The following is a 26,387-nucleotide window of genomic DNA, read 5'->3' on the forward strand; positions in this document are numbered from 1 at the left end:
CGATATATAATGCGGTTGTCTGCGACCATTCGCGTCGCTGGAGGAAGTTCATGAAACCGACCGAAACCCCGCCGCCCGCCGCGCCGAAGCTGTCCGAGTTCCTGTGCTTTGCGATCTACTCGGCGAATCTTGCGTTCGGCAAGGCCTACAAACCGATCCTCGACGAACTCGGCCTCACGTACACGCAGTACATCACGATCATTGCGCTGTGGGAGCAGGACAACCAGACCGTCGGCCAGCTCGGCGAGAAGCTGTTTCTCGAATCCAACACGCTGACGCCGATCCTGAAGAAGCTCGAGGCAATGGGCTACCTGGAGCGGCATCGCGATCCGTCCGACGAACGCCAGGTGCTCGTCAGCCTGACGAAGAGCGGCCGCCGCGTGCGCGAGAAGGGGCTCGACATGAATCTGGTCGAAGCCACCGGGTTGAAGCCGGACGAATTCGCGAAGGTGCAGAAGGCGATCGTCACGCTGCGCGGCAACCTGATCCGTTCGACCGAAGCATAAGCCGATGAACCATCGGCGGCCGGCGCATACGTCGCGTCGGCCGCGTCGTCATGCGTGCGCGTCGCCCAGCACCAGCAGGCGCATCTCGCGGCGCACGTCGAAACCGAGCGCGACGTAGCGCTCAATCGCAACCTGGTTCGTCGTGAGGACATGCAGGAAAGGCGTTTCCGACCGTGCGGCAATCGACGCAATCAACGACCGGATCAAGCGCGCCGCAAGACCTTGCCGCCGAAACGCGGCGTCCACGCACACGGCGCTGATCTCCGTGTAGCCATCGAGCTGCATCCGCTCGCCGGCCATCGCGGCCAGCCGGCCTTCGCTGCGCACGCCGATGTAGCGGCCGAGCTCGAATGTACGCGGGCCGAACGGGCCCGGCTGCGCGGCGGCGGTCAGTGCGAGCATGTCCGGTACATCGGCTTCGCCGAGCGTGACATGCTCCGATTCATACGCCGAATCGGGTGTTCCTTGCCAGACCATTTGCAACAGCGTCGCGCGCCGGATCACCGGCAATCCCGCCGGCGGCTCGATCTCGTCCGGCGTGACGAGGGCCGTTGGCCCGTGCGCGGCAACCAGTTCGGACAGCGCGCCGAACGACGCTGCACTCGAGTCGGCGATCGCGGCAAATGGCGCAATGGCCGCCGGAAACCGCCACGCGCGGTCATTGCCGAGCGCAAAGCGGCGCTGCTTGCCCGTGAGTGCGTTCCAGGCAACGCGGTCGAGCACGTGCGTTTCGCCTGTCGCGTTTCCGGTCGTGGCATCCGGCATCGGCTGCTCCTCGAATGAAGATGGGGTGGCGCACAGCATAGACCGGGATTGGCCGGGCAGGTAGCGCTGTCGATTCAAATTCCGCCGCCTCCAACAACAAAAAGCGCATGCGATTGCATCGCATGCGCTTTATTTGGCAGAGGTTGGCGACCGGTTTCGTCGCGCCACGCTCAATGGCCGAAATAAACCGAGCGCTCGACCGTGCGAGCCACGTTGCGGCTGCCGGACTGCGTCGCGCCGCTGGCGTCGCTGCCGTAACCGGCTGCCTGCGTGTCGGCCGCGACGGCACCGCTGTCGTGAATCCGGTTCAGCGCCGCCTGGATATTGTCCGGGTAGTTCGGATCGTTGGGACGGTTCGGCAGGTAGCCGGCCTTCTGCAGCGCGGCCAGTTCCGCACGCAGTTGCGCACGGGTGACGGTGCTTTCGCCGGCGAACGCCGGTGCGGCGACGGAGGCCGATACGGCAACGAGGAGGGCGGCAATCAGTTGGGGCTTCATCATTTACCTCGACAGGGAAACAGGCATTCGGGGGTCGCGCACCGCACGCCGGCCATCGGCGCCGTTCGCGGTTTCATTCAATGACCGAAGTAGATCGAACGTTCGGCGATGCGCGTCGCAGGCCGGCTGCCCGACTGCGTCGTGGCGGCAGCGTCGCGGCCGTAACCGGACGATGCGGAAGGTTCGGCCGCCACGGCGTCGTTCGCGTGAATGCGTGTCAATGCGGCCTGCAGGTCGTCCGGGTAATGCGGATCATTCGCGCGGCCCGGACGGTAGCCGGCCTGTTCGAGCTGGACGAGCTCGGCACGCACCTGCGCGCGGGACACGACGGCCTGGCCGGCGAACGCCGGTGCGGCAGCGGAAGCGGAAACAGCGACGAGCAGGGCAGCGATCAAGCGGGTTTTCATCATTCACCTCGACAAATTGGAAACTGGAAAGGAATCAGGGGGCACGTACCGGCGCGACGCTCAATGACCGAAGTACACCGAGCGCTCGGCCACGCTGACTGCAGGCCGGCGGCCCGATTGCGTCGCGGCGGCGCCGTTGCTGCCGTAGCCGGACACCGGCACGTTGGCCGCGACGGCATCGTCGGCATGGATCTGCGTCAACGCGGCCTGCAGATCGTTCGGGTAGGTCGCGTCGGTGGCACGGTTCAGCGGATAGCCGGCCTGTTGAAGCTGCGCGAGTTCGGCACGCACCTGCGCACGCGTCACGGTCGTTTCGTTGGCAAACGCCGGTGCGGCAACAGCGGCGGATACCGCGACGAGCAGGGCAGCGATCAATTGGACTTTCATCATTCACCTCGATAGAAAAGGAATCGGAGTTTCGGCAGGGCGGCGCTCGGCCGCCCGACATAAGTTCAGGCGATACGGATGTCGACGTCGATGTTGCCGCGCGTCGCTTTCGAGTACGGGCAGGTCTGGTGTGCGGCGTCGACGATCTGTTGCGCGACCTCGCGATCGAGCCCCGGCACGCTCACGTTCAGCCGGGCCTGCAGGAAGTACGCGTTGCCGCCGGTGCCGAGATCCACTTCGGCGTCGACCGCGAGACCGGCCGGCAGCGTCACCTTCGCGGCACGCGCCGCAAGCTGCATCGCGCCGATGAAGCAAGCCGACCAGCCGGCCGCGAACAGCTGTTCCGGGTTGGTGCCGGTGCCGGCGCTGCCCGGCGACGACAACTGGATGTCGAGGCGGCCGTCGGAACTGCGGGCCGCACCGTCGCGGCCACCGGAAGTCGTATGCGTCTTGCCCGTGTACAGCACTTTTTCGATCTTGCTCATCATTTGCTCCGTCAGTTGAGGTTTGTGTCAGATGCGATTCAATCGCATGCGACGCAGTTTGGTCCCGGCGGCCGATCGCGTCAAGCGCATTCGATTAAATCGCATGCGATATTTTGTATTCCAATGTATCTGGAGCGTGTAGCGCCTTGCTGGACAAGGCGTTCAGGCGAACAAAACCTGATTGCCCGGCATCAAGAAAAGAGGCGCGATTCGGGGAAGGTGGCGGGGGAGCGGGGAATCGTCCAACCTGGTGTTTCCATAAAGCGAACAGGTTCCTTGTCATTATTTCGCTTTCTACAACGCAACGTCTCTTCTAACCTTGCCGCACCCGATCGCAAGCGGCCCGCCCGCGGCCAGCGCTTGCGTGGACAACGAGCACAATCGAAACGGAGACATTACGTGTCGCGCGTCAGCCCTCTTGCAACGGCCACGGAATCCCGGCCGACCGGAACCCTCGCGAACCTCCGATCCATCTTCAGCGGATCGGTCGGCAACCTCATCGAGTATTACGACTGGTATGTCTATTCGGCGTTTTCGCTGTACTTCGCGAAAGCGTTCTTTCCCAACGGCAACCTGACCGTGCAGTTGCTGAACACCGCGGCCATCTTTGCCGTCGGCTTCATCATGCGCCCGATTGGCGGCTGGCTCGTCGGCATGTACGCGGATCGCCGGGGGCGCAAGGCCGCGCTGCTCGTCTCGGTGCTCGCCATGTGCGTCGGCTCGCTGATCATCGGGCTCACACCCGGCTACGACACCATCGGTATTGCCGCGCCCGTGCTGCTGGTCCTCGCGCGGCTGCTGCAAGGGCTCAGCCTCGGCGGCGAATACGCGAGTTCGGCGACGTACCTGAGCGAGATGGCCGATCCGTCCAGCCGCGGCTTCTATTCGAGCTTCCTGTTCGCGACCCTGTCGCTCGGCCAATTGCTCGCGATGGGCGTCCTGGTCGTGCTGCAGCAGTTTTTCCTGACGACCGCGCAGCTCGAAAGCTGGGGATGGCGCATCCCGTTCCTGCTCGGATCGCTGCTGGCCTGCAGCGCGATCTTCCTGCGCAGCAACATGAAGGAAACGGCATCGTTCGAACAGCATCGCCAGAGCAAGCGTCGCCACGCATCGATCGCCGACCTGTTTCACCACAAGCGCGAATGCCTGATCGTCGCCGGGCTGACGCTCGGCGGGACGGTCGCGTTTTATGCGTACACGACGTACATGCAGAAATTCCTCGTCAACAGCGCGGGGATGAGCAAGGCCGACGCATCGATGGTCTCGGTGATCAGCCTGCTTGCATTCGTCGCGATGCAGCCGGTCTTCGGCAGCCTGTCCGATCGCGTCGGCCGTCGTCCGCTGCTGATCGCGTTCGGCGTGCTCGGCACGCTCTGCACCGTGCCGATTTTCCAGGCGCTCCGCGGGGTCCAGACGACCGGCAGCGCGCTGGCGCTGATCGTCGTCGCGCTGCTGATCGTCAGCCTGTATTCGTCGGTCAGCGCGGTGGCCAAGGCCGAACTGTTTCCGGTCGGCGTGCGGGCGCTGGGTGTCGGGTTGCCTTACGCGATCACGGTATCGCTGTTCGGCGGAACGGCCGAGTATGTCGCGCTGTGGATGAAGAGCATCGGACACGAAGCGTGGTTCTTCTACTACGTGTCGGCATGCGTGCTGGTGTCGCTGCTGTGCTACCTGTGGATGCCCGATCCCAAGCGGGTCTCGCGCATCGACGAAGCGTGACGACGGCACGCTTCATCCGGGCCGCCCGCGCCTGACGCCGGGCGGCCGTCACGCATCAGCGGAAATCCGCATACTGCCGCACCAGCGACAGCATCGACGGAATCAACCCGCGCACGTCGCCGCGGCGCCACTGGAACGCATACTGGAGCGGCGCCAGCGGCGGCTCGCTCGTCAGCTCCACGAGGTTGCCGCCCAGCCGCGCACGCGCCCAGTCGACGGGCAGGAAGCCGATGCCGACGCCTTCGCCCAGCATGCCGGCGACCGCACTCCAGTTGTTGCATGCGATCCGGCGCGCATGATTGATGCCGCACGCCAGCAGCCAGTCGTCGAGAATGCGCGTCACGCCCGAGCCGGACGGCAGCAGCACCAGCGCATGGCTGGCGATCAGCGCCGGCGTCAGCACGCGCGTGCTGCCGACCAGCGCCTCGGCCGCCATCCACGCGAACCGTGCTTCCGCCACCGGCTGTGACAGCACGCTGCCGCGCGACGACCGGCCGGCGATGACCGCGAAGTCCAGTTCGCCGGCATCGACTTTCTCCTCCAGCGCCGCGCCCACGTCGACATACGGCTCGAGCGCCAGCTTCGGATGCAGCTTCTGCACCGCCGCGACGAAGCGCGGCAGCCACGTCAGCGCCGACAGCTCGCCGACCCCGAAGCGCAGCCGGCCGCTCAACCCTTCGTCCCGTGCGACCGATTCCTGCAGCGCAGCGACCGACTCCAGCACCCGCACCACGGCCGGCAACAGCGCCTCGCCGGCGTCGGTCAGGACGGCCCGATGGCCGCTCCGGTCGAACAGCGTGCGCTCGACGACCTGTTCCAGTTCGTTGATGCGCTTGGACAGCGACGACACCGACAGATGCAGCCGTTGCGCGGCGGTCGAGAAGTTTGCACAGGTCGCCGCCCAGTAGAACGCGTCGAGTTGCTTGAGAGTCGGGGTGGCCATTGTCTTTCGCTTTTATCGAACAAATTCATTGGAAGATTATCGCTTTTTAAGCGCCTCGCGCGTACCTAAAATTCCGGCACCGATTCGAAAACAGGCCGCAGAAATGACCTCGTCCGCCTCATCCCTTCCCGGAGCAAGCCGCCCCCTGGCAAACACGCGACCGCCTCGCGCGCTGCGCAACATGCTGAGCCTTCACGACTTCGAGGCGGCGGCGCGGCGCGTGCTGCCGCGCCCGATCTTCGGCTATGTCAGCGGCGCGGCGGAAGACAACCGCACACGCGACGACAACCGCGCCGTGTTCGACGAGTACGGGTTTGCCACGCGCGTGCTGCGCAACGTTTCGCAGCGGCAACAGACGGTCGAACTGTTCGGACGGCGCTATGCGTCGCCGTTCGGCATCGCGCCGATGGGGATCCATGCGCTGTCGGCCTATCGCGGCGACATCGTGCTGGCGCGTGCCGCGCAGCGCGCGGGCATTGCATCGATCATGAGCGGCTCGTCGCTCATCCCGCTGGAGGAGGTCGCCGCCGCTGCGCCGGGCACCTGGTTCCAGGCGTACCTGCCAGGCGATCCGAGCCGCATCACCGCATTGCTCGAACGCGTCGCGCGTGCCGGCTACCGGACGCTGGTAATCACGGTGGACATCCCCGTGTCCGCCAATCGCGAAAACAACGTGCGTACCGGCTTCACCACGCCGCTGCGTCCCGGGGCGCGCCTGTTCTGGGACGGCCTCACGCGCCCGCGCTGGCTGGCCGGCACCTTCGCCCGGACGCTGCTCGCGCACGGCATGCCGCATTTCGAGAACTCCTTCGCAACACGCGGCGCACCGATCCTGTCGTCCTCGGTACTGCGGGATTTCTCCGCGCGCGACCATCTCGACTGGACGCATCTGAAGCGGATCCGGCAGGAATGGAAGGGCGAACTGGTGATCAAGGGCATTCTCGGCGTGGACGATGCCGTGATCGCCCGCGACGCGGGTGCCGACGGCATCATCCTGTCGAACCACGGTGGCCGCCAGCTGGACGGCGCGGTCTCGCCGATGCGGATCCTGCCCGACGTGATTCGCGCGCTCGGGGCGGATTATCCGGTGATGATCGACAGCGGCTTTCGTCGCGGGTCGGACGTGCTGAAAGCCATCGCGATGGGCGCCCGCATGGTATTCGTCGGGCGGCCGTTCAATTACGCGGCGGCCGTGGCCGGCGAAGCCGGCGTGCTGCACGCGATCGGCCTGTTGCACGATGAAGTGGACCGGAACATGGCGATGCTCGGCGTCGAGCGGTGCAGCCATTTGACGCCCGACGTGCTGATCCGGAAAAACGGATGGCCGGCCTCGCGGACGGCTGTCCAGCGGCCGGGCGAGTGAGCGACGGAGGAACGCTCAAACGCCGGGCATCGCCGCCGTGTTGTCCGGCGGCACGTGCTCGGCCTCGTCACTGGGCGTCCGGCCGAAATGCCGCCGATATTCGCGGCTGAACTGCGATGCGCTGTCGTAGCCGACGTCGATCCCGATCTCCCCCACGCGCGCACCGCCCGACAGGATGCGCCGTCGGGCTTCTTCCAGTCTGATCTCGCGCCGGTAGTCGAGTGGCGTCATCGCCGTGATCGCCTTGAAATGGCGATGCAGCGAGGTCACGCTCATCCCGACGAGCGCCGCCAGTTCGTCGATCCGGAACGGCTGACGATAGTGCTCGCGCAGCCAGCAGGTCGCGCGGCTGATCCGCGTGAGGTTCGGGTCGTTGACGATCCCGGCAACCACCGGGCCGAACGCGCCTTGCAACAGCCGGTAAATGATCTCGCGCTCGATCATCGGCGCGAGCACCGCGGCGTCTTCCGGCCGGTCGAGAATGGTCAGCAAGCGGGTCAGCGGATCGATCAGGTCCGGCTCCAGTGCGCCCGTGACCAGCCCGCCCACGCGGTCTTTCGATCCGGGCCGCGCCGGCATCGTCGACCAGACCTCGGCAACGCGCAGGCGGTCGAGCGCCAAGGTCACGGCAAGGTGCGGGTGGTCGGGATGCGCATCGGTCACGCAGGCCGTCACCGGCACGTCGGCCGTGGCGATCAGGCACTGCGACACCCCAGCGTCGTACACCGACTGCCCGAGCAACACGCGCTTGCGGCCCTGAAGCACCACGCACAGGCGCGGCTCGTAGAAGCTGCGCACCGGCTTCGTCGGATGAGGGCAGTTGAACAACGTGACGTTCGGCAACGACGTCGCCTGACGTGGCTGCCTGCAATGTCGCCGTACGATCCGGCGAAGCGCCGACTGCTGGTTTGCGGACATGGAGGGCCGGCCCCGAAGTAAGGATGCACGCGACACGCACTTTGGCAGGATCGTGCAAGACCTTGATCTTAACGGACTAACGCGCGAGATCGCCGCGGCGCCACCATTGCACCTGCATTTCGTCGAAAGAGGAGGGTGCAACGATGGCAGCATGTCCTGAAGATTCGGTCTGGTTCGTGACCGGCAGTTCCTCCGGCCTGGGCCGCGAGCTGGCGGAACAGGCGTTGGCACGCGGCTGGCGTGTCGTGCGGCGGTCCGGCAGCCCGACGCCGTGGCGAGCCTCGCCGGCCGATATCCCGATACCGCGATGACGGTGCGCCTGGATGTCACCGATCCGGTATCGATAGCCGATGCGGTTGCCGCCGCACAAGCACGCTTCGGCCATATCGACGTCCTGGTGAACGCGGCGGGATACGGCTATCTCGCCGCGATCGAGGAGGGCGAAGACCAGGCCATTCGCGCGCAATTCGAGACCAACGTATTCGGCCTGCTGGCTGTCACCCGGGCCGTGCTGCCCGGCATGCGGGCGCGACGTTGCGGCCGCGTCGTGAATTTTTCGTCACTGGGTGGCCTCGTCGCATTCGCCGCGACCGGCTACTACCACGCAACGAAGTTCGCGGTCGAAGCGCTGTCCGAATCGCTGTCGCATGAAGTCGCGCCGCTCGGCATCGCGGTCACGATCGTCGAGCCTGGCGCGTTTCGGACGGAATGGGCCGGTCGTTCGATGGTTGCCTCCGGTACGGTGATCGACGATTACGCGCCCACGGCCGGCAAGCGCCGCGCGGCGACGAGAGCGGTATCGGGGCATCAGCCGGGCGACCCGGTCAAGGCGGCCGCCGCGGTGATCGCCGCGCTGGAATCGAATGCGCCGCCGTTGCGCCTGCTGCTCGGCAAGGCGGCACTCGAGGTTGCGCTCAAGCGCCTCGATGCGCTGCGCACGAATTTCGAAGCATGGCGCGATCTCACCGAGGGGACCGATTTTCCGGCCGCTTGACGCGCCGGATAGTCTGTCGCGGAACATGCAGTTGGATAAAACGATGCATCTATCCGGATAACTTTTCTTATCACAACATCATGATTTCATTTCCAAACTGACCAATCGGAAATCGCGTCGATCCCGGTCGCCGCGACATGCCGCAACCTTCATCGCTCGCCGGAGATGGGCGGGCCGTCTTTGCGACGAGGCAGGCGAGCGGTTCGAATGTCCGCGCTCGATCGGACAGGGCGTCAAGACAAACGCCCCAAAGGCCGGATCGATATCCAGCTTTTGGGGCGCAGTTCATTACACCGGCTGTTTGATGGGCGGGATCGGACAGCCGGCGACCTCCGCCGGCCGTGCCGCCGTACCGCCGCGATGGCTGCGAACGGCACCCGGCCAGTCTGCCCGGCGCCTCGCGACGCATCGCGAGGCGGCTTGCTTCACGACGTTTGCGCGGTGGACGTCAGAAAAATCTCCCGCATGCAAACGTGCTGCGGCTGCGCATAGGCGAAGCACACCGTGCGTGCGACGTCGTCGGGATGCAGGACCGATTCCAGCGAACTCATCCACTCACGGAACATGGTCTTGGCGGACTCCGACGTCGTTGCGTCGAGCAGGGGCGTGTCGACCACGCCGGGCGCGATGGTCGACACGCGGATATTGTGCTGACCGAGATCGGCACCGAGCCCGGCAGACATCCCGTGCACGGCGAACTTCGACGCACAATAGGCCGAATGAAACGGAAAGGCCTGGCGTCCGGTGATCGAGCTGACGTTGAAAATGCTGCCTCGCCGCCGCTCGACCATGCCCGGCAGCACGCTGTGAATCGCATTCATCGTGCCGACGACGTTCACGTCCAGCATGGTCCGGAGTTCGTCGGCCGATTGCTCGAGCGGCTCGCCGAGCAACATCGTTCCCGCGCTGTTCACGAGACAATCTACACCGCCGAACTGCGCTTGCGCGGCCTGGACCGCGGATCGCACCGCACGCTCGTCGGTCACGTCCGCCGCGACGCATACGGCGTTGGGCAAATCGAGCGACTGCAGCTCGGCCAGCCGCCGCGACACCAGCAGCAGCGGATGCCCCAGTGCCGAGAACGCACGCGCGACCGCCGCGCCGATACCGGAGCTCGCGCCCGTCACCATCACCAGCGGCAAGGTCGTCACGACGCGCCTCCCACGCGGGCCGCGCGGTCTCGCTTGCGCTGCGCGCGTTGCTGCACGTCGGCGTACATCGCCTTGACGGCATTCGCCGTGAAGAACGCCATGTGCTCGTCGAAACGTCCCGGATGGACGATCGAGAACGGGGCAGGCGGGCGTTTGCCGAGCGTGGCCTCGTAAAGCGGACCGATCGGGTCGTTCAGGTGCGTGCTGCGGAAGTTGTGCGCTGTCTGGGCCGCGTTTTCGGCGCCCGAAATCGACGCGGTCGGCGTATTGTCTTCCGGACTCACGCCGATCTGCGTCTTGACGAACTGAATGTGCTCGTCACGCCATGTCCGCACGTATTGGTACACGTAGACCGTCTGGCGAATCATCGCGGCGAGTTCCGGTTGCGTGTTCAGGCGCAGCACCTGCTGCGCTTGCTCGAGCACGGCGTCGTCGTCGCGCGCGGCCGTTTCGTTGAATTGCACCAGCCGCAGACGGAGCGAGCGTACCAGCAGCGGGTAGATCGTCAGGAACAGCCCCTTGCGGAGATTGTGCGAATGCGAGCCGCTCGTGATGCCAAGCGCCGGCCGGATCGCGAAGTAAGCCTTCGGACTGAGCGTTCGCACGATCGGCTTGATGTTGTCGGTGACGATCTGCAGCAATTTGTTGCACATCGCCAGCGACGTCGCTTCATGTTCGAACGATTCGTTCGCTTCGTCGACGAGCGCCAGAATCGAATCCGCGATGACGTCGTTGACGAGGCCCACCAGGACTTCGCTGATCTGGTGGTACGCACGAAACTGCATCAGGTACGTCGGATCCTTGAGATCGACGCAGTTGACCGCATCGCGCACCTCGTCGTTCTGCACGACCCGCTGATAGAACGCCTCGGCGCTTTCGCCTTCGTGGCGAAACACGCCCGGTACGCGAACATGGCGCAGCACGGCCAGCCAGATCGTTTCGTAATTGGTATTGACGAAGGTGTGAAAGAACGTGAAGCGTTGCGGATCGTCGAGATCCTTCTCGGAAAGGTCGAGGACCGATTCCGGCGCCGTTTTGAGCGCTTCGTACATCGCTTCGGTCTTTTTCGCGGCAGCCTGATAGGTGGACGAATCCTCGATCGACAGAAAGTCCCCGCCATTGCGGCCGAGATCCGTTTGCACCAGCAACTGCGAAAAGCGGTGCAGCGAATCGTTGAAATGATTCATCCACGTAATCTTGATCGAAACGTCGCCAAAGCGTGAATGACTGACGTCGTCGATGATCCGGTCGGCGAGGACTGAAATGTTATTCAGGCAGATTTCCGCCCCTCTGAGGATCGCGACAATACATTTTGCATCGACCTGCTGCTTTTCGCAGTTTATGAGTCGATCCAGATATTTCACGCCATGCAGAAGTTCGTAGTTCGCAAGCACCGCGGTGCCGTCGATCTCCGCGTGAGTCGCGAAGGCCTCGCGACGGCGCGTGATTTCGTCCAGGTCCAGCGATTTGGCGAGAAGCTTCTCCGTCGCGTGTTCCGCGGTGACGGGGAGATTGCTTTTGCTGCGCAGGAACGAGGCGATTTCTTGACGAATCGTACGAGCCGATTCGCTCTCAGGTGCTTTGACTTCCATTTAAAACCTCTCGATGGTCCGATGTTGATTTAATTGATTTTCATGACGTATCAGGTGGCGCGGAGGGGGATTGTATCGAGTATTTTCTCGAAATGATTGCTGTCAAAACAGACAGTTTTATTTACCTCCTCGACACCTGATGTTTATGTCAGGGATGTCTGTCAGATATTGCAGGTTCACGTCAGAAGATTTTGATTGTCTAATCACACACCGCAACAGTTATTGAAAAATTAATATATTTTCAGCATGTTCAAAGAAACACGCGGTTTGCAAATCGGATAAATACAGAATGATGCGGACGGACGATATTGCCCCGCGCCTGCGGGCCAGCCTGGCCCAGGTTCTCGGAGCGCCGCTCCATTACGGTTTTCTCGCGGCGTTGTGCCGTGCCGGGGTGCGCGGCGTCGATTGCGGCAACGACGCGACCATCACGATCCGCAGACGTTCGGCTGTCGTTGGCGCGGCCCCGACGATCACGCTCGGATCGCTCGAGCTTGCCGGGCCTCTGCGCACGCTGGTTCGACGGGTCGCCGACCGCCTCGACGCAGCGGGGGGCGCCGAAGCCGGCGCCGCCATCGATCAATGGGCGCTCGAGGTCCACGGCGCGGCGGACGGCCCCGTCGTGCTCCGGCCGCACGACCCGATGCAGGCGAACGCGTGGCAGGTCAGCGTTGCCGGCGCTCCGGCGCTCGCGGCCGCCATCGGCGACCTGTGGCGCCGCGCGGCATCCGAACTCGCCGATCAGTTGAGCGTCGATCCGATCGTCGACGTCACACGGGTGCTCGCCGGGCGCGCGATGCGCGACGCAGGCGATGCCGTGCTGACCCTGATCCACGGCGCCGACGGCAGCGTCGTGCCGTTCGCGCCGCTGGCCGCGCGGCTGCCGTTCCGCGTCCGCGCGTTTCGCGGTGTGCAGGCGCAACTCGCGCAGGCCGCCGACCTGAAGGATCTCGCGCGCCGATATGCCGATGCCCTGTGCGAGATCGACGACCGGCCGTTCCACTGGATCGGCGGTCACTCCTTCGGTGCGGTGGTGGCGCGCGAAATGGCCGCCTTGCTGGAGAAGCGCGGCAAGCGCCTCGGCGTCGTGGTCAGCCTCGATCCGTCGCTGGCCCTCGCGGCACGCGAACGCGCGAGCAACGACCGCACGGAGCGCATCACGCTGCTCAAGGCGATGTTTCCGCCGGCGGAAGCCGATCGCTTCCTCGCCGAATCACCCAGCGACGGCGACATCGACGCCCGCCTGCATCGGCGCATGCCCGCCGCCCGCCTGCGCGAGGTACTCGACATGCGCCAGACGTGCCTGGCCTTGCTGAAGTCCCATCGCACCGTCGCGGCGCCCGCCACGCGCGTGGCATGCCTGCACGCGCGCGAGCCTCTGCTGCCCGACTGGCATGCGCTCGCGCTCCAGCATCGCGTGCAGGGCATCGAAGTACCCGGCAATCACTTTTCAATGCTCTCGGAGCCGCACGTCGCATGTGTCGCTTCGATCGTTCAATCCCTTCGTCCTGAATCCTGCGATGACTGAATCCATCTATTCACCCCACATCCCGCATCGGGTCTTCGAACAGTGCGCGGCCGCGAGGCCCGAACGCATCGCGGCGGTCTCGGATCGCGAAAGCGTGACCTACGGTGAACTGAATGCACGCGCGAACCGGCTCGCGCGTTTCCTGCGCGATGAAGTCGGCATCCGCGCCGGCGAGGCCGTCGGCGTGTGCACGGATCACGATCCCGTCAGGCTGGTCGCGTTGCTCGCCATCGTGAAGTGCGGGGCCGTCTACGTGCCGGTCGATGCGGCGTGCCCCGAGGACCGCATGCGTCACATGGTCCAGCGCGCGCGAATCGCGTTCGTGCTGACCGCCCTGGAAGGCCGCGCGATGACGCAGCTCGGCGGCGTGCCGCAAAGCGACGTCTACGTGGCGCTGAAGCGGGCGAGCGAGTTGTCGTCCGACAATCTCGGACTCGATGCCGAACTGCACGATCCGCTCTACGTCATTTTCACGTCGGGTTCCACCGGGCTGCCGAAGGGCGTTGCCGTCTCGCATGCGGCTGCGTGGAATCACTTCAGCTGGATCATCGGCTACCTGGGATTCCGCGAGGACGATCGCTGGCTGCAAAGTATCAACCCGTGCTTCGATCCGTCCATGCACGAGCTGCTCGCGCCGCTGACGATCGGCGCGACGGTGTGCTTTCTCGGCGGCACGCACCGGATCGACAGCGTCGAGATCGTGGCCGCCATCCGGCGGCATGCGGCGACGCACATCACGACCGTGCCGACGATGTTCAACCTCATCACGCAAACGCCGGGCTTCGATCAATGCACGAGCCTGAAGGCGATCTGCGTCGGCGGCGAGGTCTTCCGTCCGTCGCTCGCGGAACGCGCACGGCGCCTGCTGCCGGACACGGTCGTCCACAACGTGTACGGGCCGACGGAGGCGACGATCATGGCGAGCGCATGGCCTTACGACGACGCGCCGCGGGATTCGCTGCCGATCGGTGCGCCGGTTTCGCACACGCGCTTCTACCTGCGTCGAACCGCGGCGGACGGCGTGACCGATGCGGTCGTGCCCCCGGCGCCGGGGGAAGAGGGCGAGCTGTGCATCAGCGGCGCGGCGCTGGCCAACGGCTATGTGAACGACGCCGCGGAAACGGCGCTGCGCTTCATCGCGAATCCGCTGTTCGAGGTCGGCGACCTGGCGGTGTACTCGCGCATCTACCTGACCGGCGACGTCTGCCGGGTCGATGCCGATGGCCTGGTCCACTGCGTGGGGCGCGTGGACGACCAGGTGAAGATCAACGGCCAGCGCGTGGAATTGGCGGAGATCGAATCCGCGGTGCTGCGCTCGCCGATGGTGCGCGATGCCACGGCGCTCGTGGTCGGCGACCGGCTGACCGCGATCGTGGTCCTGGCCGACGGCCACGACACCGCGTGGATGCGGGCACTGAGCGAAACCGCGGCTCACACGCTGCCGGCCGCCTGGCTGCCCAAGGACTGGGTCGCGGTCGCGGAGATTCCCCGTCAGGCGATGAGCGGCAAGGCCGACCGGCGGGCGCTCGTCGACCTCTGCCGCCAGGCCACCGAGCGCGCCCGCGCGGAGGACGCGCCGGCCAGCGACGTCGAGTCCGAAATCGGCCGCGTGCTGGCCGAGCTGATCGGCCTGGGCAGCGATGCGCCGATCGACCGGGACGAGCCGTTCGCGGACATCGGGCTCGATTCGCTGGGCGTGCAGGCGCTGTCGCTACGGCTCAGCGCCGCCTTCGGGGTGTCCCTCCGGGCTGAAGACATGTTCGAGTACTACACGATCGACCTGCTTGCGCGCGAAATCCACTCGCGGCTTGCAACGGCATGAGCACGACGCCGGCCGCCGCACGCGGCGCCGGGTCTTCCAGACGGAGAATTCTTTTGGATACCGATGTACTGATCGCCGGTGGCGGCCTGGCCGGCCTGTATGCCGCTTATGAACTGAAGAAGCGTCGCCCCGAACTGCGCGTCCGGTTGTACGAGATGCTGTCGCGCGTCGGCGGCCGGGTGCAGACCGACGAGATGCTGTCCGGTGCATTTCGCGCCGAATATGGCGCCGTGCGAATCGAACCCGATCTTCAACCGCTCGTCGATGCGTTCGTGCAGGCGCTGGGCGTACCCGTGCAACCCATTTCGTCGCATGAGGCGGGTTCGTCGATCCGTCCGTGTGCGGAGCGGCTGACCGAGGACGAGCGCGCGCTGCTGGCAGATCCGCGTGCGCACGATCCGCCGTGGGCGCTGCTGATGCATGCGGTGCGCGTGATCGTCGCGGACCAGTGGGACCTCGACGGCGACCGTTTCGACCGGCCGGGCCGGTCCGAGGCGCTGGCGCGATTCCGTACGGACGCGCAGTTCGACGGCATGCCGCTTTACCAGCAGGGCATCTGGAACGTGCTCTCAAACGTGCTGAGCCATGAAGCGGTCGAGTTCACGCGCGAGAAGGGGGCGTTCTACAACTTCAAGAACGCGAATCCGAATGCCGCGGAATGGATCGCGACCCTGCTCGATTTGCGCCTGCTCGCGCGTCCGTCGTACCTGCCGGTCGGCGGCATGCAAGCGCTGATCGACCACGCCAGCCGCGCGGTGCGCGCGCTGGGCGTCGACGTGGTCCTGAATCGCGCGCTCGTCGACTTGTCGGAGCAGCCCGACGGCACCCTCGCCGCGACGATCGAAGACGTGTCGGCTGCGGAGCGGCGCCGCGTCGTCGTCGAGTGCGGGCGCGTCGTGCTCGCGCTGCCGCAGCGCCCGCTCCGGGATCTGGCCCGCTGCCTGCCGCCGGCCGTGACCGCCAGCCTCGATGCCGTCGTCCCGTTCCCGATCACGTGGGCATGCTGCGTCGTCGAGGACCCGTGGTGGACCGCCGACACCCCGCCGGGCAGCGGCGAAGGCGCGATGGTCCGGGCCGCGCATTTCGAAGTCCACCCGCGACAGCCCGAACGGTACGGCATGGCGATGTTCTACAGCGATGAACCGTGGCATCAGTACTGGGCCAACCTGATCGACACGGACGAAGGCCGCCGCGGCTGGCAGTCGGCCCCGTATCGCAACCGGGGCGAACGCCTGAAGGCGGCGCTCGTCCGGACCCTGCAGCAGACGTTCTCCCGCGACGACACGCCGCGCATCCTCGAATGGGGCATCCGCGACTGGAGCATGGCGCCGTTCGGCGCAGGCGTGCATTTCTGGCGCCCCGGCTACCGGTCGGCGGACGTGATCCGGCAACTGGCCGCGTTCAGTATCGGCAGCGATCCGGACAACCGGCGCGTGCACATCTGCGGCGAAGCGTATTCGGACCTGCAGGGCTTTTTCGAAGGCGCCTGCCGTTCGGTGCAATGCGCGCTGCAACAGATCGACGCGCAGAGCGGAACGGAACAGAACAACGAAACGACGGAGTCGAGCAATGAAGCAGCGTGAACGGGTACCGGGGGAGATCTCCGTTGTCGGCATGGCATGCGAGTTGCCCGGAGCCGCCCATTCTCTCGACGCGTTCCGCGCGGTCGTGCTGGAAGGGCGGGAAACCACCGGGCCGATGCCGGCCGGCCGCTTCGGCGCGGACGGCGCCGCGACGCCGCCGCACGCGCTGCACGGCGGCTTCCTGGCACGCTCGCCGTGGGCATTCGATCCGACCGTGTTCTCGATCGCGCCGAAAGAGGCGATCTACATGGATCCGCAGCATCGGCTGCTGCTGGAAACGAGCTATCACGCCATCGAGGACGCGGGGCTCGACCCGTCGTCACTGAGGAAGCAGCGCTGGGGCGTGTTCGTCGGTCTCAGCACGCTCGACTATGCGCGCCGCATGGCAAGCAGCGGCGACTACAACGGATTCCTGAGCCGCGGCGCGCTGGGCAGCATGGCCGCGGGGCGGATCGCCTATCACCTCGGGCTCGAAGGACCCGCGCTGGTCGTCGATACCGCTTGCTCGTCGTCGCTGGTGGCGGTTCACCAGGCGCTCGGCGCGCTGGCCGCGGGCGAATGCGACGCGGCGATCGTGGCCGGCGCGTCGCTCATGCTGACGCATGACTACAGCGTGGATCTGGCGCAGGCCGGCATGCTGGCCGCCGACGGTCGCTGCAAGACCTTTACGCGACACGCCGACGGCTTTGCGCGCGGCGAAGGCGTCGGCGCCGTCGTGTTGATGCGCGAATCGGACGCCGTGCGCACCGGCAAGCGAATTTACGCGAACCTGCTCGGCAGCGCCGTGAACAGCGACGGCCGCAGCAACGGGATCACCGCGCCGTCGCAGGCCGCCCAGCGGCGCGTGATCGAAGACGCACTGGCGAGCGCCGCGGTGACGCCGGCCGACGTCTCCTATGTCGAAACACACGGAACCGGCACCGATCTCGGCGACCGAATCGAGTTGTCCGCGATCGCGGACGTGTTCGGCACACGCACGCATGCGCTGTATCTCGGGGCACTCAAGGCCAATATCGGCCATTGCGAGGGGAGCGCCGGGATCGCGAGCCTGATCAAGGCGGCCCTGTGCCTGTCCGCGCGGCAAATCGCACCGCACTGCATGGCGGACGATATCGACGAGGATCTTCCGCTCGCGCGGTTTCAGGGGGTGATCCCTGCGACGCCCACGCGCTGGCAGCCCGGCGACCCGGACGGGCGACTGATCGCGGGGGTCAGTTCGTTCGGCATGAGCGGCACCAACGCGCACGTCGTGCTGGGCGAGCCGCGCGCGCAACGCTCGGCCACGCCGGCGGCAGCGCGCCGGACCGGCGCGAGCCTGCTGTTCCTGTCGGCCCGCACACCGGCGTCGGTTCAGGCGTTGGCCGACGCTTATGCCAATGCCATCGACGCATCGCCCGGTATCGACATGCAGGCCATGTGCGACGCGGCGCTGGCCAATCGCCAGGTCTGGCCGCACGCATCGATCGCGGTCACGGCCAGCAGCCCGGCCGAACTGGTCGAGCGGTTGCGCGAACGTTGCGCCGCACCGGGCCCGACGACGCGGCTGCGGCGCGTGGCGATGGTCTTCACCGGGCAGGGCAGCCAGTACGCGGGCATGGCTCACGGGCTGTTCAACGCCAACCGGCGATTCCGCGAGCTGCTCACGGAATTCGCCGGTCGCGTCGACGGCATCGCCGGCTGGGACACGCCGTTGCTGCCGCGCATGCTGGCCACCGAGCCGGCTGCCGGCGCCTCGCTGCCGCTCGTGCGCGAACAGCGGGCGTCGCAACTCTCGCTGCTCGTCCTGCAATGCGCGCTCGCGCAGTTCTGGCAGGAACTCGGTTGCCGACCCTACGCGGTGCTCGGACATAGCGTCGGCGAATATGCCGCGGCGTGGTTCGCCGGCGCATTCGACTTCGACACGGCGGCGCGCCTCGTGCTCGCGCGCGCCGACGCCATGGAGCGAGCGTGTTCGGCTGCCCCCGGCAAGATGCTGTCGATCGCCGCACCGCGACCGATCGTCGAAGCCCTGATCGACGAGGTCAATCGTGGCCTGCCGTCGGCCGGGCTCTGGCTGTCGGCGCTGAATGCGCCGCAATCGACCGTGGTCGCCGGCTCCGATACGGCCGTGCTGGCCGCTGCGGAGCATGCGCAGCGGCAAGGCCTGACGGTCACGCCGCTCGACACGCAGGGCGCCTTTCATACGCCCCTGATGCAATCCGCGGCAGACGAATTCGCCGCTCACGCATCGCGTCTCCTGGCCGGCGATATCGCGGTGAAACGCCCATCCGTCCGGTTCGTGAGCTCCGTCGAAGGGCGGGTCGGTTCCGCGCACATGGAAGCGGCGCTGGGTTCGCCGGCATACTGGGCCGAACAGATCGTGCGGCCCGTCGATTTCGCGGCCGCCGCCGCCGGGATCGTCGGCGACGACGTCGACGCGGTGCTCGAAATCGGGCCGCGCCCGGTGCTCTGCGGCCTCGTCGCAGCCACCGCGCGCGCGGCGCAACGCGTGTTGACGTGCCTGCCCAGCATCGACCGGCGCGGCGCCGACGACGAAACGTTCCTGCGTGCTGCCGGACGCCTCGCCGAGGGCGGCGCACTGGACATCCGGAAGGCCATGCAGGCATTCGGCGATGCGCAGGCCGGTGAGCCGTTCATCGAGCTGCCGAAATATCCGTTCGACCACACGCTGCTGCAGCCGGCTTCGTGGCCGCACGCCGTCGCCCGCGCGAGCAGCGGCGGCACGCAAGCGCTGGCACTGCGCGATACGCCGGCGTGGTCGGCCATCGATTTTCGCGCGACCTTGCAGGTCGACCCCGGCACGCCCGCGCTGGACTGGATCAATCAGCACCGGATTCACGGCCGCGCGATCGTACCCGGCGCGTTCTACCTGTCGACGGGTGTATCGCTCGCGATGCAGGCCATTTCGCGGGCGTCCCGGCAGGATCCGGCCGGCGCCCTGATTCGGCTCGACGATCTGACAGTCAGCCGGCCGCTCGTATTCGACGATGCGGCCACGACGCACGAGGTGGCCTGCCAGATCACCGGCCCCGCACACGATGGCCGCTACGCGATCGTGTACCGGCTGCCGGCCGAGGGCGATGCCGAACTGGCACGCGTGCACGTTGCGCCGGAACATGCGCCGCTGCCGCCTTCGAGCGGTCCGTTCGCCGAGCAGCCGGATGAATGGATGCGCCCGGACGCGTTCTTCGACGAATACGCGCGCCGGGGCGTCGAGTACGGCCCGCTATTCCAGCGGATCGTTGCATACCAGCGCGTCAGCGACAGCGAAGTACGCTGCCGCATTGCACCGCCCGACACGCAGCCCGAGCTGCCGCTCAGTCACAGTGCCTTCATCGACACGTGCTTCCAGTCGCTCGGCGTGTGCCGCGGCCGTCCGGACAGCGCCTACGCTCCCGTTGCGCTCGAGTCGATCCAGATCGATCCGGATGCGCGCTGGTCTTCGGCGCTGACTTGCCGGGCCGTGCTTCGGGAGTCGAGCGACACGATGCTGGTCGGCGACGTGCGCGTCCAGGACGAATCCGGCCGGGACGTTGCAACACTTCATGGCGTGACCTGCGTGAGCCTGCCGGAACCGGCCGCCGAGCACGATGACGTGCATTTCCGGGTCGAATGGGTGCGGGACGGCGTCCCGGAACTGTCGGCCGGCGCGCCGCTAACCGGCGAAACGTGGCTGCTGCTCGCACCGGCCGATGCGCCGGCGCCCGGTCACTGGCACGACGGTCTTGCCGGGCGCGGCGCAGCGAGCTGCTCGCTCGCGTTGCCGGGCGAATCGCACCGCGCCGGCGCGCCGATCGACCGCCCGCTGGCCGATGACGCGCGCGTGCGCACGATCGTCGTGTGGGCGCCCCACGGGTGGTTGTCCGGGGCAGCGTCTTACGGCGCGGTAGCCGCGTTCGTTCGCGACGTGCGGCGCAGCGTCGAGACGGTGTCGGACCGGCAACCGGGCCAACCGCTGCAGGTGTGTCTCGTGACGGAGACGGGTCATGCCGCGCCGGACGTGCTGGGCGCCGCGACGATGCAGGCGCTCGCGGTTCATCTGCAGGCCGAGCTGCCCGCGCTGGACGCGGCACAGCTCGAGGTAGCCGTCGTGGGCGAATGCGTCGTCGACGCGATCGTGGCGGTACGGGGCGCGAAGCCGGGCATGACGCCGAGGCGGATCACGACACCGCTGTGGCGTATCGACGACGCGGGGCTGGCGCGCCGCGAAACCGTGGCCGGTTTGCCGGCAGTCGACGGCGACCAAGCGCTTCAGCCGCGCAGCGACGGCCGTTACCTCGTGACCGGTGCGTTCGGCGGTGCGGGCAGACATCTCGTCGAACATCTCGTCGACGCGTGCGGATGCCGGAACCTCGTCCTGATGCGTCGCCGCGCGTTGACGCCGGACGACGAGGATCACCGGTGGGTTGCGGGCCTGCGGGAGCGGTCCGGCGCGACGATTCAGCTGCTCGTCGCGGATCTGGCCGCCGCCGATGTCGACGGGGCGTGGCTGACCACCCATGCGGGCGCGCTGGACGGCATTTTTCACCTGGCCGGCGCGACCGCCGACAGGAATATCCTGGACACCGACTCGGCGCAGCTCGACGCCGTCCTCGGCGCCAAGTTGCGCGGTGCGTCGGTGCTGCACGACTACGCGCACGGGCAGCCCTCGATCGAGTTCGTCGTGCATTTCTCGTCGCTGGCGTCGTTCGTCGAGTCGCCGGGTCAGATTTCGTATGCGATCGCGAACGCGGGACTGCAACGACTGGCCGCGCACGGCGTGTCGCTCGGCCTGCCGGCCATCGTGGTCGACTGGGGGCCGTGGGCGGACACCGGCATGTTGAAGCGGGTGGGGGGACGCGCGCCGTCGCGCTCGCTGCGACGGCTGCAACCGCTCGACCCGAAAGCCGCCAGCGCGGCATTGATCGCGGCGATGGCGCGCCTCGCGCATGGGGCGCATCTGGCGATTTATCGCGTCGTCCGGGATGCGCCCGCGCGATCCGGCGACACGGCCGCGACACGCGACGCCGCCGCGCCGGCGATCGGGCGGGACGCGGCCACGACGACGGCCGACGGCGCGTTCGCGCTGCTGACCGGGCTGATCGCAGCGGAGACGGGGCATGCGTCGCACCAGATTTCAAGGACCTCGACGCTGGACGAACTCGGGCTCGATTCGGTCGGCACGATCCGGATTCGCAGCGAACTGCAGGGGCGACTCGGGCTGAGCCTGCCCGCGAGCCTGTTCTTCGACAGCGCGACCGTCGCGGACATCCACGAACGGCTGGTCGCATCGATGGGCAAGGCCGCGGCACCTGCTCACGTCGAGGCAACGCCCGTGAAGGAGGGCGGGACGCCGGCCCGCGTGCCGCTCTCGTACAACCAGTTTGCGATCTGGTACGAGCAGATCCGCCACCGCGACAGCCGCGCCTACAACTGCGCAGTCGGCTGGCGCGTGGTTGGCGACGGGCTCGACCTGGATCGGCTGGCGGCCCGGTGGCGGGATCTGCTTGGCGAACACGAATTGCTGCGCGCGACGTTCGACGAGGTCGAGCACGAGCCGGGATACGTGATTCACCCGCTCGACGAAACGCTCTCGCGTTGCGCCATCGCGATCGACGACGCCGCATCGGGTGCCGAGGTCGACGCGCGGATCCAGGCATTGCTGGCCGCCTCACCGGACCTGGCGACCGAATTCGCGACCCGCGTGAACGTGTTGCGCGTGTCGCCGCGCGAATGGTATCTGGTCGTGACGTCGAATCACCTCGTGATGGATGCCGCGACCATTTTCATCGTGGGCGTCCAGCTCCTTCAGGCGATGTGCGGCGCCACGGCGCCGCTGGTCGGCTCCGACGCACCGTATCGCGACTTCGTAGGCGCGCAGCGGGCGCTCGATGCGACGACCTTGACGGCGGCGCGCGCCTTCTTCGTCGAGCGGATCATCGACGGCGACGGCGTGCCCGTCAGCATTGACCTGCCGGTGGATCGGGTGCGGACGGAGCAGGGCGCGAAGACCGGCGGCACGGTGCGCGTGCCGATGTCCGGGCGTCTGGTCGAACAGCTCAACGCGATGCCGGGCGGACGGCGCGCGGCCGTGCACCTTGCCGCATGGCTGCTGCTGCTTGCGCGATACTCGAACCAGAATCGCGTGATCACGGGTGTCGCGTTCAATGGCCGCTCGGCGCAACGCTGGCGCAACACGGTCGGCCATTTCGTCAACGTGCTGCCGCTCATCAGCGAAGTCGACGAAAGCCAGACCGTCACGGCGGCAGTCGACCGCGTCAGGCGTGCGCTGTTCGAGCTGGTCGACCACCAGGACGTACCGCTCGCATTGCTGATGCGCGACGAACGCCTGCGTTCGGCCAGCCGGTCGGCCGGGTTGTTTCAGACCTACTTCAACTACTTCGATGCCTCCGAGATGGTGGTCGACGTCGGCGCGCAGCGCGACGCGACGCCGCTCGACATCACGCAGCAGGAAGCGCAATTCGATCTGAGCGCGTGGGTGACACAGCGTCAGCACGACTGGGCGATCGACCTCAAGTACGCCGATGCCGTGTTCGACCGCGCGACGGTCGAACAGATTGCGGAGCATTTCGCCACGCTGCTGGTCGCGTTGTCCGACCCCGGGCATGCCGAACGCGAAGTGGGTTCGATCACGATGCTGCCGGCCGAACAATTGCAGTTGCTGGCATCCGGGTGCGGCCCGGTTCCGCGCGACATGCGGGAGGTCGATCCGCGCGACACGGCATGCGTGCACGAGCAGTTCGCACGGCGCGCGGAAGAGACGCCGGACGCGGTCGCCATCGAATGGGGCGAACGCCGGCTGACCTACCGGGAATTGAATGCGCTCGCCGATACGGTGGCCGATACGCTGCGCAGCCAGGGCGTCGGCCGCGAGACGACCGTCGGGATCCTGTTGCCGCGCTTCGGGTGCCCGGAATCCATCGTTGCGATCCTCGCGATCTGGAAATGCGATGCCGCCTACGTCGCACTCGACCTGAAGCATCCGGCGGCGCGCACCGGCTACATGATCGACACGGCCCGATGCGCGATGGTGTTGACGCAACGGCACCGGCTGTCCGACAGCGTGCAACAGGCGCTCGCCGAGCGCGACGCGCTGGGGCTGTGCGACGTCGTGCTGCGCACGGACGACGCTGCGATCGACTGCGACGTCGTGCGCGCCGGCAGCGTGCAGCAGCACGCACGACTGGAGCCGAACGGCGCCTATGCCGATCGGGGCGGCAGGCTTGCTTACGTGCTGTTCACCTCCGGCAGCACCGGCAATCCGAAGGGCGTGCTGGTCGAGCATCTGGGGCTGACCCAGCGCCTGCGCTGGATGGAGCGGCATTTCGGCTTCTCGGCGCGCGACCGGTTCCTGCAAGGGACGGTTCTGACGTTCGATATCTCGGTGCCCGAATTCTGCCTGCCGCTGATGACGGGCGGGGTCGTCGTGCTGATGAACGAGACCGACGGGCCGGCCGGCCACGCCGCTGTGTGCGTACGCCACCGCGTGACCATGATGAGTACCGTGCCGTCGCTGCTGAACCTGCTGCTCGAGCCGCTCACCCGCTGCCCGACGCTGCGGCACGTGATTTCGGTCGGCGAAGCATTGATGCAGCCCGTGGTGCGCGCATGGCTCGCGTCGGGCACGACCACGACGCTCAACAACCTGTACGGACCGACCGAAGTGACGATCTATGCGACCCATCATGCGTGCACCCGGGTACCCGACGGGCCGGGCGCATCGATCGGCGTCGCCTGCGACGGCGTGCGCTACTGGGTGCTGGACGCGCGCGGCCGCCCGGTGCCGCCGGGCGTGCCCGGCGAGCTCACCCTCGGCGGCAGCGGGGTGGCGCGCGGCTACATCGGCACGCTCAAGGCGCCCGACGCGTTCGCCGCCAATCCGTACCAGGACGACGCGACGCGCATGTACCGCACCGGCGATATCGTCAAATGGCGGCGCGACGGCGAACTCGACTACATCGGGCGCAACGATTTCCGCGTGAAGCTGCGGGGGCTGCTGGTCGAGCTGGGCGAGATCGAGCATGTGCTGATGTCGCATCCGGGCGTCCGTCATGCGACCGCGCTGGTGGTCGATGTCGGCGCGGCATCGTCAGCCGGGCGGCAGATCGTCGGTTGCGTCATTGCGGACACGTTCGACGAGCCTGCGGTGTTGGCCGCCGCGAAAACACGGTTGCCGGATTACATGGTGCCGTGGCGCCTGATGCGATTCGAGGAATTTCCGTCGAACAGCAGCGGCAAGGTCGACCGGAAGGCGCTCACGGAACGCGTGCTGGCCCGGATCGAGCAGGACGCCGACGCGCGGCGGCAGCCGGATACGGCGGACGCATTGTCACCGGAACAAGCGGCCCTGTGTGCGCTGTGGAAGGCGCAGCTCGACCTGGCCTCGATCGGAACCCGCGAGAACTTCTTCCAGCTCGGCGGCGATTCGCTGTCGTTGACGCGCATGGTGCTCGCCGCCGAACGCGAACTCGCGCTGAAGGTCGACTTCAGCCTGTTCCTGACCAACCCGACGATCGACGGGTTCCTGGCCGCCTGTGCGAGCCGGCCCGATGGTTCGACGACGGCGGACGCCGCCGCCAGCCGGCAGGACGATGCACCGTATGCGTCGGATCTGGCAGCTGCCGCGACGTTGCCGGCATTCACGGGTACGGCGGCGAGGGCGACGGACGCCTATCTGTTGACCGGCGCAACCGGGCACCTCGGCGTATGGCTCCTGCGGATGCTGCTCGAGGAAACGCATGCGGACGTCTATGTGCTGGTGCGCGGCAGTCACGACGATGACGCGCGCGCGCGTCTCGACGCACGCTACCGCGCCATGTTCGGCGACGCGCTGCCCGCTGCGCGTGTTCGCATCTGCCGGGGCGACGCAACCTTGCCGCAGTTCGGCCTGGACAACGACCGCCATGCGCAGTTGCTGACCCGCGTCACGCAGGTCATGCATTGCGCCGCGCACGTCAACCATGCGGCCGACTACACATTCATGCGCGAAGGCAACGTCGGCGCGAGCCGGCACGTCCTGGCGTTTGCGGCGGCCGCGAAAGTCGCGCACGTGCACTACATTTCGACGCAGTACACGGAGCTCGGGTCCCTGCCGGAGCAATGGCTCGAACACGCAGCAATCCGCGAGCTGTCGTCGGGCTACGAACGCTCGAAATTCGTGGCGGAGGCCTGCGTTGCGCAAGCGGCACTGCACGGCTATCCCGCGTCGATCTACCGGCTGCCGCTGCTGATCGACGGCCGCGATCCGAACCTGAAACGGCAAAACCATTTCGTCGCGTTCAGCAACAAGTGCGTGGCGATGGGCGCTTATCCGGATCTTGCGATTCCGGTGCCGGTCATGCCGACGGAACACGTGGCGCGCTACATCGTCCGCCGCAGCAAGGTCACCATGATGTCGGCCGTGCGCAATGTCCATATCGACGATCTGGATTTTCGCGCGATCGTGTCGCGGCTGCGCCACGGGGCGGCACTGCGCGGCATGCCGGCGGCCGACTGGGTCGCCCGCGCCCGCGACGAGACGCCCGAATCCGATCCGTTCTTCAGGATGTTGCCGCTGTACAGCGCGCTCGGCGATGGCGGTAGCGGGCGGCCTGTCGAGCATGCCGCGTATCTCGACGAACTCGGCCGGCTGGAAATGCCGGCCGCCGACGACCCAAGCCGCTGGCTGCTCGACACGACGGCAGACTGCCTCGACCGGCTCGCCGCGCTTTGATCCCTTTCCCTGAAC

The 26,387-nt window shown here is 66.9% G+C and carries 16 protein-coding genes and 1 pseudogene; 8 read left to right on the top strand and 9 right to left on the bottom strand.

Going from position 1 to position 26,387, the window contains the following annotated elements; translation table 11 throughout:
* Positions 1-50 precede the first annotated feature (50 nt).
* The gene (locus OHZ10_RS09010) at positions 51-506 is read left to right on the top strand and encodes a MarR family winged helix-turn-helix transcriptional regulator (RefSeq protein WP_222905002.1); all 456 of its coding nucleotides are present in this window, start codon (positions 51-53) and stop codon (positions 504-506) included.
* Positions 507-554: 48 nt separating this feature from the next.
* Here OHZ10_RS09010 and OHZ10_RS09015 read toward each other — a convergent pair whose 3' ends face one another.
* The 5 genes from OHZ10_RS09015 to OHZ10_RS09035 form a co-directional block, all read right to left on the bottom strand.
* Complete coding sequence (locus tag OHZ10_RS09015; RefSeq protein WP_059234148.1) at positions 555-1,271, bottom strand: GNAT family N-acetyltransferase; 717 nt, start codon at positions 1,269-1,271, stop codon at positions 555-557.
* A gap of 170 nt (positions 1,272-1,441) precedes the next feature.
* Complete coding sequence (locus tag OHZ10_RS09020; protein WP_059234147.1) at positions 1,442-1,771, bottom strand: DUF4148 domain-containing protein; 330 nt, start codon at positions 1,769-1,771, stop codon at positions 1,442-1,444.
* A gap of 74 nt (positions 1,772-1,845) precedes the next feature.
* Entirely contained in the window at positions 1,846-2,175 is a 330-nt protein-coding gene (locus OHZ10_RS09025; protein ID WP_059236755.1) for a DUF4148 domain-containing protein, read from the bottom strand.
* Between the two features lie 60 nt (positions 2,176-2,235).
* Entirely contained in the window at positions 2,236-2,562 is a 327-nt protein-coding gene (locus tag OHZ10_RS09030) for a DUF4148 domain-containing protein (RefSeq protein ID WP_059236753.1), read from the bottom strand.
* 65 nt (positions 2,563-2,627) lie between these two features.
* Positions 2,628-3,047, bottom strand: a complete 420-nt coding sequence (locus OHZ10_RS09035) for an organic hydroperoxide resistance protein (RefSeq protein ID WP_059236751.1) — start codon at positions 3,045-3,047, stop codon at positions 2,628-2,630.
* Between the two features lie 399 nt (positions 3,048-3,446).
* On the opposite strand from OHZ10_RS09035, the gene OHZ10_RS09040 reads away from it, so the two are divergent.
* Positions 3,447-4,766, top strand: a complete 1,320-nt coding sequence (locus OHZ10_RS09040) for an MFS transporter (protein ID WP_059234146.1) — start codon at positions 3,447-3,449, stop codon at positions 4,764-4,766.
* Positions 4,767-4,821: 55 nt separating this feature from the next.
* Here OHZ10_RS09040 and OHZ10_RS09045 read toward each other — a convergent pair whose 3' ends face one another.
* Complete coding sequence (locus OHZ10_RS09045) at positions 4,822-5,709, bottom strand: LysR family transcriptional regulator (RefSeq protein WP_059234145.1); 888 nt, start codon at positions 5,707-5,709, stop codon at positions 4,822-4,824.
* A 103-nt stretch (positions 5,710-5,812) separates the two neighbouring features.
* Here OHZ10_RS09045 and OHZ10_RS09050 point away from each other — a divergent pair, with 103 nt between their 5' ends.
* Positions 5,813-7,072, top strand: coding sequence for an alpha-hydroxy acid oxidase (locus OHZ10_RS09050; RefSeq protein WP_425394778.1), 1,260 nt, complete (start codon positions 5,813-5,815; stop codon positions 7,070-7,072).
* A gap of 15 nt (positions 7,073-7,087) precedes the next feature.
* Here OHZ10_RS09050 and OHZ10_RS09055 read toward each other — a convergent pair whose 3' ends face one another.
* Positions 7,088-8,143: an AraC family transcriptional regulator gene (locus OHZ10_RS09055; protein WP_342702145.1), complete on the bottom strand. Its 1,056-nt coding sequence runs from the start codon at positions 8,141-8,143 to the stop codon at positions 7,088-7,090.
* Between OHZ10_RS09055 and OHZ10_RS09060 the strand changes: the two are divergent.
* Positions 8,134-8,984, top strand: a pseudogene (locus tag OHZ10_RS09060) (oxidoreductase). The gene OHZ10_RS09055 and the pseudogene OHZ10_RS09060 sit on opposite strands and share 10 nt — an antisense overlap.
* A gap of 425 nt (positions 8,985-9,409) precedes the next feature.
* On the opposite strand, the gene OHZ10_RS09065 reads toward OHZ10_RS09060, so the two are convergent.
* Together OHZ10_RS09065 and OHZ10_RS09070 are read right to left on the bottom strand one after the other, a co-directional pair.
* Positions 9,410-10,135, bottom strand: a complete 726-nt coding sequence (locus tag OHZ10_RS09065) for an SDR family oxidoreductase (protein ID WP_196486572.1) — start codon at positions 10,133-10,135, stop codon at positions 9,410-9,412.
* Complete coding sequence (locus OHZ10_RS09070; protein WP_155627137.1) at positions 10,132-11,322, bottom strand: hypothetical protein; 1,191 nt, start codon at positions 11,320-11,322, stop codon at positions 10,132-10,134. Before OHZ10_RS09070 ends, OHZ10_RS09065 begins: the two co-directional genes overlap by 4 nt.
* Before the next feature lie 694 nt (positions 11,323-12,016).
* Here OHZ10_RS09070 and OHZ10_RS09075 point away from each other — a divergent pair.
* Genes OHZ10_RS09075 through OHZ10_RS09090 form a run of 4 tightly spaced genes read left to right on the top strand, consistent with a single transcriptional unit; the run spans position 12,017 to position 26,372 of the window.
* The gene (locus OHZ10_RS09075; protein ID WP_342702146.1) at positions 12,017-13,255 is read left to right on the top strand and encodes a thioesterase domain-containing protein; all 1,239 of its coding nucleotides are present in this window, start codon (positions 12,017-12,019) and stop codon (positions 13,253-13,255) included.
* A complete protein-coding gene (locus OHZ10_RS09080; RefSeq protein WP_342702147.1) occupies positions 13,248-15,077 on the top strand; it encodes an amino acid adenylation domain-containing protein in 1,830 nt (609 codons plus the stop codon). Before OHZ10_RS09075 ends, OHZ10_RS09080 begins: the two co-directional genes overlap by 8 nt.
* A 53-nt stretch (positions 15,078-15,130) precedes the next feature.
* Positions 15,131-16,660, top strand: coding sequence for a flavin monoamine oxidase family protein (locus tag OHZ10_RS09085; protein WP_342702149.1), 1,530 nt, complete (start codon positions 15,131-15,133; stop codon positions 16,658-16,660).
* A complete protein-coding gene (locus tag OHZ10_RS09090) occupies positions 16,647-26,372 on the top strand; it encodes a non-ribosomal peptide synthetase/type I polyketide synthase (protein ID WP_342702151.1) in 9,726 nt (3,241 codons plus the stop codon). Before OHZ10_RS09085 ends, OHZ10_RS09090 begins: the two co-directional genes overlap by 14 nt.
* The last annotated feature ends 15 nt before the right edge of the window (positions 26,373-26,387 follow it).

Source organism: Burkholderia arboris (assembly GCF_038723655.1).
GTDB lineage: Bacteria > Pseudomonadota > Gammaproteobacteria > Burkholderiales > Burkholderiaceae > Burkholderia > Burkholderia arboris.

Coding starts and splice junctions, on each gene's coding strand:
- OHZ10_RS09035 (WP_059236751.1), bottom strand. CDS start 3,047: ATGAGCAAGATCGAAAAAGTGCTGTACACGGGCAAGACGCATACGACT.
- OHZ10_RS09050 (WP_425394778.1), top strand. CDS start 5,813: ATGACCTCGTCCGCCTCATCCCTTCCCGGAGCAAGCCGCCCCCTGGCA.
- OHZ10_RS09070 (WP_155627137.1), bottom strand. CDS start 11,322: ATGAATCATTTCAACGATTCGCTGCACCGCTTTTCGCAGTTGCTGGTG.
- OHZ10_RS09010 (WP_222905002.1), top strand. CDS start 51: ATGAAACCGACCGAAACCCCGCCGCCCGCCGCGCCGAAGCTGTCCGAG.
- OHZ10_RS09045 (WP_059234145.1), bottom strand. CDS start 5,709: ATGGCCACCCCGACTCTCAAGCAACTCGACGCGTTCTACTGGGCGGCG.
- OHZ10_RS09025 (WP_059236755.1), bottom strand. CDS start 2,175: ATGAAAACCCGCTTGATCGCTGCCCTGCTCGTCGCTGTTTCCGCTTCC.
- OHZ10_RS09020 (WP_059234147.1), bottom strand. CDS start 1,771: ATGATGAAGCCCCAACTGATTGCCGCCCTCCTCGTTGCCGTATCGGCC.
- OHZ10_RS09055 (WP_342702145.1), bottom strand. CDS start 8,143: ATGCTGCCATCGTTGCACCCTCCTCTTTCGACGAAATGCAGGTGCAAT.
- OHZ10_RS09030 (WP_059236753.1), bottom strand. CDS start 2,562: ATGAAAGTCCAATTGATCGCTGCCCTGCTCGTCGCGGTATCCGCCGCT.
- OHZ10_RS09090 (WP_342702151.1), top strand. CDS start 16,647: ATGAAGCAGCGTGAACGGGTACCGGGGGAGATCTCCGTTGTCGGCATG.
- OHZ10_RS09015 (WP_059234148.1), bottom strand. CDS start 1,271: ATGCCGGATGCCACGACCGGAAACGCGACAGGCGAAACGCACGTGCTC.
- OHZ10_RS09080 (WP_342702147.1), top strand. CDS start 13,248: ATGACTGAATCCATCTATTCACCCCACATCCCGCATCGGGTCTTCGAA.
- OHZ10_RS09075 (WP_342702146.1), top strand. CDS start 12,017: ATGATGCGGACGGACGATATTGCCCCGCGCCTGCGGGCCAGCCTGGCC.